Source organism: Bacteroidia bacterium (assembly GCA_026932145.1).
Taxonomy (GTDB): domain Bacteria; phylum Bacteroidota; class Bacteroidia; order J057; family JAIXKT01; genus JAIXKT01.
In genome coordinates, this window is record JAIXKT010000019.1 from 53,723 (window position 1) to 66,258 (window position 12,536).

General features: G+C 47.4%; 10 protein-coding genes and 1 pseudogene. 4 read left to right on the top strand and 7 right to left on the bottom strand.

What is annotated here, in order from left to right:
- The first annotated feature begins 160 nt into the window (after positions 1–160).
- From LC115_05185 to LC115_05195, 3 genes are all read left to right on the top strand, one after another.
- Positions 161–1,195 carry a TerC family protein gene (locus LC115_05185; GenBank protein ID MCZ2356074.1) on the top strand — a complete coding sequence of 345 codons (1,035 nt, stop codon included), beginning with the start codon at positions 161–163 and terminating at the stop codon, positions 1,193–1,195.
- Positions 1,196–1,322: 127 nt separating this feature from the next.
- Positions 1,323–2,012: a PKD domain-containing protein gene (locus tag LC115_05190; protein MCZ2356075.1), complete on the top strand. Its 690-nt coding sequence runs from the start codon at positions 1,323–1,325 to the stop codon at positions 2,010–2,012.
- An 85-nt stretch (positions 2,013–2,097) separates the two neighbouring features.
- Positions 2,098–3,411 (top strand): MFS transporter, encoded by a 1,314-nt coding sequence (locus LC115_05195; protein MCZ2356076.1) that lies wholly within the window; start codon positions 2,098–2,100, stop codon positions 3,409–3,411.
- On the opposite strand, the gene LC115_05200 is transcribed toward LC115_05195, so the two are convergent.
- The 7 genes and pseudogenes from LC115_05200 to LC115_05230 all read right to left on the bottom strand — a co-directional run bounded on the left by LC115_05200 (position 3,293) and on the right by LC115_05230 (position 11,857).
- On the bottom strand, positions 3,293–4,060 hold the full coding sequence (locus LC115_05200; GenBank protein ID MCZ2356077.1) for a queuosine precursor transporter: 768 nt from the start codon (positions 4,058–4,060) through the stop codon (positions 3,293–3,295). The two genes, LC115_05195 and LC115_05200, sit on opposite strands and share 119 nt — an antisense overlap.
- A 1-nt stretch (position 4,061) precedes the next feature.
- Positions 4,062–4,970, bottom strand: coding sequence for a ribonuclease Z (locus LC115_05205; GenBank protein ID MCZ2356078.1), 909 nt, complete (start codon positions 4,968–4,970; stop codon positions 4,062–4,064).
- Positions 4,971–5,087: 117 nt separating this feature from the next.
- Positions 5,088–5,462 (bottom strand): annotated as a pseudogene (locus tag LC115_05210) (STAS domain-containing protein).
- A gap of 30 nt (positions 5,463–5,492) precedes the next feature.
- A complete protein-coding gene (locus LC115_05215; GenBank protein MCZ2356079.1) occupies positions 5,493–6,455 on the bottom strand; it encodes a phosphoribosylaminoimidazolesuccinocarboxamide synthase in 963 nt (320 codons plus the stop codon).
- A gap of 200 nt (positions 6,456–6,655) precedes the next feature.
- On the bottom strand, positions 6,656–7,519 hold the full coding sequence (locus tag LC115_05220) for a hypothetical protein (GenBank protein ID MCZ2356080.1): 864 nt from the start codon (positions 7,517–7,519) through the stop codon (positions 6,656–6,658).
- 33 nt (positions 7,520–7,552) lie between these two features.
- Positions 7,553–11,191 (bottom strand): T9SS type A sorting domain-containing protein, encoded by a 3,639-nt coding sequence (locus LC115_05225; protein ID MCZ2356081.1) that lies wholly within the window; start codon positions 11,189–11,191, stop codon positions 7,553–7,555.
- 15 nt (positions 11,192–11,206) lie between these two features.
- Positions 11,207–11,857, bottom strand: coding sequence for a hypothetical protein (locus LC115_05230; GenBank protein ID MCZ2356082.1), 651 nt, complete (start codon positions 11,855–11,857; stop codon positions 11,207–11,209).
- A gap of 245 nt (positions 11,858–12,102) precedes the next feature.
- On the opposite strand from LC115_05230, the gene LC115_05235 reads away from it, so the two are divergent.
- Complete coding sequence (locus LC115_05235; protein ID MCZ2356083.1) at positions 12,103–12,528, top strand: helix-turn-helix domain-containing protein; 426 nt, start codon at positions 12,103–12,105, stop codon at positions 12,526–12,528.
- The last annotated feature ends 8 nt before the right edge of the window (positions 12,529–12,536 follow it).

Genomic DNA, 12,536 nt, shown 5'->3' on the forward strand with positions numbered 1-12,536 from the left:
GACGCATACCAAATCCAGGGTATGACGCATACCCAATCCGGGGTATGACGCATACCGAAATCGGGGTATAACGCACACAAAAACCGGGGTATGACGCATACGGATGAGATTACCCATACACCATAACTCCTTCCCCCCCGTACCGTTAAAATCCTTTAATTTGCGTAACTTTTTAAACAGCCTCGCAGGCATGGGTATTTTTGATCTTTCCGCACTCTCGACCGAAAACTGGTTGATGATTATTTTCGCCGTTCTCGTTCTGGGGTTTCTCGCCTTCGACCTGGGTATTCTCCACAACAAGGCCGAAAAAACATCCACCCGGTCCGCACTGTTCCAGACCATTTTCTGGGTAGCCCTCTCCCTGAGTTTTGGCATCCTCATCTGGTTCTTTGACGGAGATACACCGGCTATCCGTTCCAAAAACACCATAGACTATATCACCGCCTACCTCATGGAATGGGCGCTATCGGTAGATAATATTTTCATCATCCTGGTCATCCTGAGATATTTTAAGGTCGATGAAAAGTACTATCACAAGATTCTGTTTTGGGGCATCCTGGGGGCACTGGTTATGCGGGGAACCTTCATTACTGTAGCCTGGCAGATCGTCAGCCACTTTCACTTCATCCTGTACATCTTCGGTGCCATCCTCATTGGTACAGGCTATAAGATGCTGAATGAGAAGGAAGATAATTTTGACCCGGCAGAATCACCCGTATTACGCTTCGCCAAACGGTTTCTGCCCTTCACAGACGAAAACCGAAATGGTCAGTTTGTGATTCGCCGGAACGATGGAAAACGATTCTTCACCCCTCTCTTTCTGGTCATTCTGTTAATTGAAACCACCGACCTGATTTTTGCCCTGGACTCCATTCCTGCTGTATTTGCCATAACCCAGAACCCCTTCATTGTCTACACTTCCAATGTGTTTGCGGTAATGGGACTTAGGGCTATGTTCTTCCTGCTCGCCGATATCATGGATAAATTCCGGTACCTGCAGAGGGGCCTTTCCTTTATCCTGATGTTTATTGGATCCAAAATGGTGCTTACTCTGCTAAATGAGCCTTGGGCAAAATCCATTGTGGACATTGGGTTTGAGATTCATATTCCGGCGTGGTTGTCTCTGGCGGTCATTCTGGTGGTGCTCTCAGGCTCCATCCTGATCTCTCTGGTCACCAAGGAATCTGAAGAATAACAAGCCCCATTCGGTAGCCAGACCGGGCTGGTGAGTAGCCCCAATCTCCCGGGTGAAAGAGTAGTCTACCTTTTTACTATCTTTATCCTGCAAAACAGGTCATGAGATTTCTTTACGCCCTACACGGATGAAAATTCCTTACTCATCAGAGGAAACAACCAAATGGATAATGTTGGCCGGCATACTCGCTGTTTTTCTGATGGTTTGTTCCTGTGGCCAGAAGCCAGAGAGTTGTTTTGGGTTTACCCAGCAGGAGAGACCCGATGATTTGCCCCTGCTCTTTAATCAGCCCGTCGTATTTTCCAACTGTTCCTCCGAAGGCGAGTCGTTTTACTGGGATTTTGGAGACGGGCATTCCAGCCGGGAGAAGAATCCCCGACACCAGTATGATGCCCCGGGAATATTCACCGTCACCCTGACCACTCGTTTCAGAGACAGGGAAGCACGCACAGCACGAACCCTTTCATTAAATCTTCCCGCTTTGGCTGACAGCCTGACGGGCAGTTGGCGGTTGTTAAAGGTGAGCGAATACCTGCTGAACAATAATTATCCGATTGACTCCATGGAGCCCTATTTCAGCGAAACCATCTGGCAGTTTTCCCTGGACGGCACCCTTCGAATCAGCGGATTTCCCTTGTCGGCCACCGAAAACTGGTACCTGAACGGCAGGAATCTATACACAGGGCATCACATATATTCGGTAATGGACATGACTGGTCAGCAGTTGCACCTGCGTAGTACGGATACCTTGTTTCAACCCCAGTCGCTTTTTCCCGGGATTTTGGAAAGGCATTTGTGGATGGAATCCGTCCGATAATTCCCGGGACGCACCGGAGAAACTTCTGGGATGCACCGGAATCGATACCCTGCCCCGGCAAACCGGAATCCCGTACCTTTGCATCATGAAAAATGCCGAGTTCAGCCGGAAAACAGAAAACTGGCTTTTGTTTATCCTGTTGTCTGTGCAGTTTACCCATATCGTGGATTTTGTTGTCCTGATGCCTCTGGGGCCCAAACTCATGCGGGATTTCCATATCGGCACTCAGGAATTTGGCTTTCTTGTTTCTGCCTACACCTTCAGCGCTGCCATTTCCGGTATTCTCTCTTCCTTCTTCCTCGATCGCTTTAACCGAAAACGGGCGCTGACCGGCCTCTTTCTGGGTTTTGGAATCAGCACGCTTCTATGCGCCCTGGCAGGAGGATACTGGCCTTTTCTGACAGCGCGTATTCTGGCCGGAGCATTCGGAGGTATTCTTTCAGCACTCACCCTTTCCATCATTGGAGATTATATTCCTCTTGAGCGAAGGGGCAGAGCCACTGGCCTGGTGCTTTCCGCTTTTTCCCTTGCCTCTGTTGTAGGCGTACCTTCCGGCTTATGGATTGCAGAAAGAACCGACTGGCATGGTCCGTTTTTCCTACTCGCCATCACCTGTCTGCCAGTGCTGGGCATAGCCTGGAAAGTTTTGCCCGATATGGTAATCCATATTCAGGAAGGCAAACGCCCCCAGGCCTGGCCCAGAATTCGGGAAGTAATCCAGACCCCGGGAGCACGAATGGCCTTTCTGCTTATGATGATTATGATGCTGGCTGGATTTTCCATCATTCCTTATATCAGCCCATATCTGGTCAGCAACTGCGGTGTGCGGGAAGACCAGCTGTTTCTCATATACCTCACCGGAGGTTTATTCACCTTTGGCGCCAGCAATCTTTCGGGACGGCTGACCGACCGGTATGGCGCATTCCGGGTGTTTGCCTGGGCAACCCCTTTATCCGTAATTCCCATTCTGATACTCACCGATCTTCAGCCCATGGCCATGGGGTGGATACTGGTCATCACCACTGTGTTTATGGCTCTATTGTCGGCAAGGCTGATTCCGGTTATTTCCATGATAACCCAGACCGTTGAACCGAGGCTGCGGGGCACATTTATGAGTCTGCTGGCCTCTCTCCAACAAAGCGCATCGGGAGCTGCTGCCTGGATAGCAGGAGCAATGATAACCGAAACAGCAGAAGGGAAAATGGAAGATTATGCCCGGGTAGGCTGGATGGCATCGGGATTCAGCCTGCTGGCCATCTGGATTGCGTGGAAACTGATTCCTATGCTGAGAAAGGATGAGCATCCTGCTGCATCTGCCGCGACAAATCAGCGCCCAGATAACGATCTATCAGGACATGAGCCCCATATAGTACAGGAGTCAGCAACACCGCTACCATAAATTTATAGAGGTAATTAACCAGTCCAATTGCCAGCACCAGCGATAGTTCCCAGTCTGCTCCGAGATAAAAAGCCACAAACAAAACCACAAAGCTATCCACCAACTGGGATACCAGGGTAGAACCGGTAGCGCGCATCCAAATCCATTTATCTCCCGTCATTTTTTTGATCCGGTGAAATACCAGCACATCGGCAATCTGACCAATCAGGAAAGCCGTGAGGGAACCGATGATTATCCAGAGCCCCTGCCCAAATATTCCGGAAAAGGCAGCCTGCATATCGGGAATACCTTTACCTGTAGCGGAACCCGACCAGAAACCAGCAGGAGTCAGATGAATGGACAGCCAGACCATTAAAAAGGAATACACAATCATTCCGGCCGCCAGCCAGGATAAAAACCGAACCCCTTTTATTCCGTAATACTCATTAATGATATCGGTCATGATAAACACCACCGGCCACAGCAGTACCCCTGCGGTCATATTGAAGGAGAGGTGATCCTTACCGAACAGGGAAAAATCAGCTTCAGGAATTCCGAGGGTCTGCTCCAGGGAAAAGATTTTTACTCCGATAAATTCTGCCAGCAGGGCATTGGCCACAAAAATGGCACCTAAAAAAACGAAGAGAATTCTGGCCCTGGGAGTTTCCATACTATTTGATTTTAACAGGAACACCTTCTTCGGCCAGATAAGTTTCCGGGAAAACCATCCGTGCTTCCTGAAGCAGTGGTGACAAATCAGAATATCGGGCGGAGAAATGACCAATAACCAGTTTCTGGGCCCCTGCCTTCCTGGCCACCAATGCAGCCTCATGGGCAGTGGAATGAAATGTAGATTCGGCCTTATGCTTCAAATCCTCCATAAAGGTGGCTTCGTGATACAACAAATCCACATCCTGAACCTGTTGGGCCAGAGTATCCATATATCGCGTATCGGAGCAATAGGCATATGCGTACCTTTTGGGTGAAGCACCCAGATAGTCGGATGCATGAATCACCCTGCCATCCAGTTCAATATCATTTCCTTGTTTAAGCAGATGAAAATACTGACGGGGAATCCCATCCTCCATAGCCTGAATAGTTTCAAATTTTCCGGGTCGTTTTTTCTCCCGAAACAGAAATCCGTTGCAATAGACCCGGTGTCGCAGGGGAATAGTTTCCACCTCAAGACCATTGTTCTCAAACACGACCCGGGATTCCTTTTCCTTCAGTTCCACAAACTCGATATCAAACTTCAGGCGGGTGTCGGAATACTGAAAAATCCGGGACAACATTTCGGGCAAACCTTCCGGGCATACCAGAGTCAGAGGGCGGGTGCGCTCATGATTTCCAAGGGTACACAATAATCCGGGAAGACCAAAAATATGGTCTCCATGAAGATGAGAAATAAAGATAGCATCAAGGCGCTGAATCCGAACCTTGTACCGCAGGAGCTGAAACTGGGTTCCCTCTCCGCAATCAATCAGAAATAAACGATCGTTGTGTGAAACCAACTGGGCGCTAAGGTGGCGTTTAAATGCCGGCGTAGCAGAACTGCTCCCCAGAATGGTTAATTCAAACATAGCGTGCGAGGGGGATTAAAATTCCTCCCGCTCATCGAATTCGGATTTATCCTCTTCCCAGTCCTCGACCTCATCCAAATCATCAATTTCTTCTTCCAGAAATTCATCATCCACGCCTTCCTCCTCATCCAGAAAATCACCTTCCAGTTCATTGAGAAAGATCGCCTCCACTGCTTCCTGCTGTGTGGGCAACACATTTAGGACTTCATCCAGGCGGGAGATGGTAATCAGTTTTTCAACCTGCTCCTGAATTCCGGTAAGAATCATGATGCCCTTGTTATTCTGACACAGGCGATGGCCAATCAGAATAGCACTGAGTCCGCTGCTGTCGGCGTATTTGACAGCATTTAAATCCAGAATAATGTTGCGTACGCCCTCGGCATTATGCACCAAAAATTCACTCTTGAGTTTGGGTGCAATCCGGGAGTCAAGTTTCTCCTCCAGTAGTGTAAGCACTACATATTTTTCCTGTAAGTCAGCCTGATATTTCATAATGTGTTTCCGGTCTAAAATTATCAAAAATTATGCGGAATAGACGCCCAGTTTTTTGAGTCCCTCATTTACATTTTGCTGAATGCGACTTTCGACCTCGGCGTAATCCGCTTTTTGAAACTTCCGCCCGGTCATGGTTTCATATAGCTGAATGTAGCGGCTGCTGACTTCTTCCACAAAAGCATCCGGCATAACAGGCGGAGTTTGTCCGTCCTTACCCATAAAACCCTGCTGCATCAGCCATTCCCGGACAAACTCCTTCGACAACTGACCTACGGGACGACCTTCCGGGAAATTCAGGGAATAATTTTCCGCCACAAAATAGCGAGAAGAATCCGGTGTGTGAATTTCATCAATCAAATGAAGTTCTTCCTCGAAAATACCAAATTCATATTTGGTATCGGCCAGGAGCAACCCTCTTTCCTGAGCCATTTCCTGGCCTTTGGCAAACAAGAGCAGGGCAAAGTGGCTGGCCTGATGCCAGGTTTCTGCATCCAGCAACCCGGAACGAATAATCTCATCCGGAGAGATATCGAGATCATGCCCGATGGCAGATTTGGTTGTGGGGGTCAGAATAGGCTCTGGCAATTGTTGATTTTCAACGAGCCCATCTGGCAGTGTAGCCCCGCATATCACACGCTTTCCTGCCTGATATTCACGCCAGGCATGGCCGCATAAATACCCCCTCACCACAAACTCAACGGGCAAGGGTTTACAAGCCAGACAAAGACTCACATTGGGATCCGGAACAAGGAGCAGATGATTGGGCATAATACTTTCCGTCGCTTCCAGAAAATAAGCAGCAAGCTGATTTAACACCTGCCCCTTGAAGGGAATGGTATTGGGCAAAATCACATCAAATGCAGAAATCCTGTCGGTGGCCACCATAACCAGAACGGTATCTTTCAGGTTATAGACATCCCTGACTTTGCCCTGATAACGGGTAAAATCGTGGAAAAACTGTAAATGGGTAGAAGGAATTCCTGATTTCATCAAACAAAATTGGAAATAATACTGAGGAGAAACAAATGGGCACCTGCCATTTTGAATCAAAAAATGGGTATGACACGATGAAACAAAGCCAAGGTCGAAATTCAATCTGGCATAACCCTATCAGAAAGCAGCTCAGACCATATAAAAAACAAAAAGGCCGCTGTTTCCAGCGGCCTTTTGTCTAGATTGATAACAATCTCTTAGTAGTTCAGATCTACCACTTTGGTAACATTGGAAACTACATCTACGAATTTGGAACCGTGAGAGAACACAATTCTTTCGATAGTAGTAGGACCAGTGATTACATCAGTAGCGAAATCATCACCGAATACACGGTAAGTAAGGGGTTTACCAGTAGCGGGTACAGACAGGCTGTAATCGCCAGTGTTGTTGGTATTACCAGTAGACACCATGTTTTCGTACATAACATTCAACACATTACCCGGAACATCGGGCTCATGGTTAACGAAGTTGCGCAACTGGGCACCGTCTTCCATTACAGCTGTTACCTTGATACCGGCAACAGCCTCATTTCCGGCAACCATTTGGTTCAGATCAGCATAAGCACGACCAGAGATTGTAGCAGTACCGGCACCAGCGGTGGGGAACAGAACAACCATGGTAGAAGCGTAACGCTGACCGTTGATGAACGGCATGTCAACGAAATCGTCGTCAGTGTTGAGGGTTACGGTGTAGGACAGGGTAGTGTGATCCTGAGCACGAACTGTAACGGTTACGTTACCGCGGCTCAGTTTGTTGAACACAGCCTGGCCATCCGGACCAGTTACAACAGTGATTTTCTTACCACTTACGGCACAGGTAACTTCAGCACCGGAGATACCGGCAACTTTGTGACCACCACCTGTAGCGTTGCCACCGGGGACAACATTAACGGTGTAGTGAACCCAATTGGTTTCGTCAATCACTTCCACGGTATCATCTACAGTGGTAGTTTGCTTGGAGATTACAACGGGAGAGAGAGCGGATTTATCCTCTTTTCTGCACCCGATGAAGGCTGTAACTGCAATTGCTGTCAGAGCCAATCTTATGAAATACTTATTCATCTTCTTTACTTGTGTTTTAGATTAACCCAACAATTACTGAACGATCAGTTTACGAACAACACGGCCCTGTTCAGTACTCAGGTGCAGCATGTAGATACCGGCAGCCTGGTTCTGAATATTCAGTTCCACACGACCATTACCATTTACTACGTTCTGATATACAACCTGACCCTGAATGTTTTCGATGGACACGTTTACAGACTGATCAACACCGGCAACTTCCAGATTGAACAAACCGTTGGACGGATTCGGATACACACGGATTTCAGCAGCTTCCAGAGCGTTATCTACTGCAACAGCGTTAGATACAGTCTGTGTAGCATTCTGAATGTTACACTGGTTGCTGGCAGTCAGGGTTACCTGATAGATACCGGCATTAGCGTAAGTGTGAGTAGTATCCGCAGTAGTAGTAGTGAATACTGTACCATCACCGAAGTTCCAGGTGTAGCTAGTAGCACCTACGGAAGTATTAACGAAACGGTAAGTATTGTTACCCTGAGGAATAACGTTGAAAGCAGCATTTACAGGAAGATTATTCACTGTAACGGTAGCAGTACCAGTACCAGAACCAGCTCCACACTTATTCTTAATGCTTACAATGCTGTAAGTAGTGTTAGTGGTAGGAGCTACATAGAAATGGTACGGACTGCTCATGATACCGCTGATGGTGTCCATCATACCGCCATGGTTAACAACCAGGGTAGCAGGGAAAGAACCATTAACAGCCAGAGTCAGGGTAGCAGGAGTCATAGCGCAAATAGCCTGAGTACCGCTCAATGTAGCATTGAGGGAGGTGAAAGAGGTTACAGTAGCTACAACAGGTACAGCGTTAACCAGACCGGAAGGACAAACACCGCCGGAAGAGATACCAGTGATGGTGTAAGTGGTAGTAGCGCTTGGGAACAACGGAATCAATACTGTGTCAGCACCGCTCAGGTTGGAGATGGCGAAGTTATTCGTACCATCGAACATGCTCACAGAGTAAGGAGCCTGACCACCCTGGATGTCGATTTCCAGTTTGAAAGTATCACCTGCGTTGGTGCTTGTGCAATAAGTGATAGCAGAATCACCGGACAACAGAGAAACAGTAGCAGGAGTCTGAACGTTCACAGTTACGTTACCGTTGTTTGCATACAGTTCGCTGGAACAAGTTCCGGAAGTTACGCTGGCAAACAGGGTATTCATATCGTAAGTGATATCAGAGTAAGGAGATACAGTCAGGAAGTAAGGATTGGCAGTGATACCGTTTACAGTGATTGGGGAACCACCTGCATCGTAAGTAAGATCCCAGGGAGCATTACCTTTTTCGAAGTCAACCTGCAGCATGGTAGAAGAACCCTGGCAGATGGTAGTCTGCTGATTCGGAGCCAGGCTAAGATTGGCACGAGGACGGGCATTGATAACATCGTGGATCAAACCAGAAACATTATCAAAGAAACCACCGGTATTCTCATTCTGAATGAACAAAGGCTTGAAGGCAACGAGGCTTTCGTTAGGATACTCATTTACGAAGTCAGCGAAATCGCTCATGTTGATGTTATTGTAGTTACCATTTTCTGACTCTTCGTAGTAAATATCGTAATCAGAAGGATCATCAACATTGCTGATCATGGCCCATACATTTACATAGTCATTACCACCGAAGTATTCGCGGCAGATGGTAGTATCACCAAACAAAGTAGCGGAAGGAGCCTCATTCTGGTAACCGTTGCTCATGTCAACATCGTATCCACCACCGTAGCTACCAATACCGCAGGTATTGTATACATTCAGGATAGAGTAGGATTTGTCAGAAACGGAGGTAGTGTATTCTCTTACAGACATTTCGTTTGTAGTAGAATTGATGATGGAAGTACCATCAGTGTAAGAGAAGGTGAACGGAGGCAGACCATCAAAATCCCAGCCTTCGAAAACTACCTGACCGGGAACCACATTCTGGAAACCTACAGAGAAGCTGGCGTATGGGGAATAACCCAGAGCAACATTGGTCGGGTTGGCAACGGAATAACCGGAACCGGGAAGATCCGTAGCACGAACACGGAAACGATAGTTCTTAGAAGCATTGTAGTTCAGAGAAGACATGTTCATGGTGAAAGTACCATTGTACACGGTATTACCCAGAACGCTGTCATTCTTAGCATCAATGATATCACCTACCCAGTTTCCTTCATCATCAGAACGCTCGAGGAGGAAGAAGTTGGAAGGAGAAAGAGTTGCACCGTAGTAGGAGTAAGTGATGGTAAACTGAGTACCAGTACAAATGGACAGGCTGGAAGGATCGTTGGTTACGAACACTTCTACTGTGTCACCACAAGTAGCGGCAAAAGTAATACCGGAGTTGTTTCCTTTGTCAGAAGCAACAGGAGCATTCAGGTTATTACCGTTAGTAGCATCGATGTCCTTGAAGGAAACGAAATCAAAGCAATGATAGCCGGAAGTAGCGTAGAAGGAAGCAGAGTTACCATCCTGAGTGGAGTGTACGCGTACTGTGTCAGTAGCAGTACCATTCAGAATGAACCTGGAAGAACCTACAGACTCACCTGGAGCGATGAACAGGTTGGTACCGGCACCGATTGTAGTGGAGTCGCTGTTGGTTGCATCAAAGCTACCATTGTCAAAGTAAATTTTACCGGCAGTTGCGCTGATGTTGGCAGTGCTGTACACACTCCAGTCACCATCGAAATGGAGGTTATTGGAAGCATTGGCAACAGAAACATTAAAGTGACGGGCATTTGTACCTGGCCAGTCAGTGCTTACATTCATGTTACCAGTCCAGGTAGAAGCCATGTTAATGGTGAAGTTGTTGATGCTGGCACCGGGAAGGTAAACATTTACATTCTGAGCTGCATCGGCAGGAGAACCGGAAACGGTCAGGTTGTTCCACTCAGTCCAGAATGGAGCAGAAATACCAGCGCTTACAGTTACGGAAGAACCGTCCATGTACCAGGAATTAGCATTGTTGATCGTCATGGCTTCAGTACATACCAGAGTGGCGTTTCTGAAATCAACTTCAGCGTTACCATTGGCAAACAGGTTGCGGCAGGTTACTGTGATGTTGCGTGCATCAATGGAATAATTGGCATTCAGGAACAGGTCATTACCAGCCAGATCCAGGTTACCCAGGAACTGAAGGTGATCATCACCAGTCAGAATGAGGTTGGCATTGAAAGTTACACCGTTTGTATTAATGGTACGGAAGCGCTCCTCAATGTAGGAAGGCCACATGTCGAGATCTTCGATTTGTACGGTATTAATATCAAAGGTCATACCGGATACCAGATTCATATTACCGGTAACATACAGGAAATAACCTGCATTTACATCAGTGAATACGGGAGTGTTGGTAGCGGCAGACCAGTCCATGTTTTTACAGTGACCTGTAGAGTCAAGTGTAACGACATTGCTGGTGGAGGTAAAGCCGGAGTTGGCGTCGAAGATAACATCATCGTACTTTCCGGGGAGAGTGAGATACTGCTTGGTTCCACCTGAGGTGCTTACCCAGTGGCTAAGGTCGGTCCAGTTTCCGGAACCGCCCACCCAGTAGTACTTTGCGGCTTGCAGCGGGAGGGCTGCAGTGATTAACAGGAGAACGGCGAAGAACTTCATCGTCCCCTTGAAATCAGGTCTAAGTCCTTTTTTCATCGGATATTGTGGTTTCAATTGGTTTAACATGATTGAGGGTACAAATTAGTCAACGAGGCTCCAGGTCCATTCTTCACGACGAGTGTCGAGGGCATCGCTGGAATCGTTGGAATATTCCAGAACGATTTCTTTGTGCTTCAACTGACGAATGTTGTAGAGAGCGCTGGGTACCGGATTGTTGTTCACAGAACCGGAACCTGCGGAGGGTACTACCGTCACTTGCTGGAGCAGAAGCTGCTCGCGCTTGCGGGTATCGTTCGCTCCACCGGTGAACGACCAGTAGCCTTTAACAACGGCACTGTTGTTCACTTCAGGAGTAGCACCGTCTGCTTTGAAAATCTCGGTGTGGGTCATTTGATAGGTCCCATCACGGAAAATTTCAACGCTGCCTGAGAAATCTCCGGCAACCGTCCAGGTTTTGTCCCCCTGAGGAGTGGAATAATAATTGGTCTGTTCAACCCGCTTCTCTGAATACCGTGAGGTCGCAGTGCCCACTACCTGATTTCCATTATCGGCAGTAAACGTTGCGCCACGCGATACCATTCCACTGGTAACAGACCATTTACCGACCATCCGAGCCTTCCGGCCTCGGAATGTCAGCCAGGGGTCATCTTCCCCTTTCCGGCAGCCAACAAATACTCCTGCAGTGAGCAAGAGTAAAATCAGCGCCTGCAGCATGGTGTGTAATTTACGCATAGGCTTTATGTAATTGGATTAACTGGTTACAATTCATATCAGCGACAAAACTAAATATTTTTCTCTTCATATTCACCAAAAAAATAAAAAAATCCTGTTTTTTTAGTTTCAACACGATTTTCCACACCGCTGGATTGTAAACATTTATATTTGCCAGAGTGATATTTTTACCATTAATTTGGCTTAAAATCACCTTAAATACCAGGCGATTCTCCGCTATTTCACTTTGCCTTCTCCCACCAACTATGCAAAATGTAATCAAAAGATTCATCACTGCCCGAAAGCACCTCCGGCTGACACAGGCAGACCTGGCCACAAGCCTGGGGTTCAAGCAGTCCTATATTTCCAACATCGAAAAGGGACGCAATGAGGTTACTTCCAACATCATCATTGCCATGTACCGTTTGTACAACATCTCTCCGGAATGGCTCATTACCGGACAGGGAAATATCATGTCTTCGTTTGGTGATCCGAGTGGAAATAATAGCACCGCACCGGAAGGACCGCCCCTGGAGGAAGGAGCTGATCACCACGACTACTCTGACCCCATGCTGGTAGAATCCATGCAACAAACCATCCGGTCTCAGGAAACCACCATTCAAATGCAGGAAAAAGTAATCCGGATGCTGGAAGCTGAAGTTTCCAGACTCAAATCCGAACAAAATCCCTAAATCAGAAC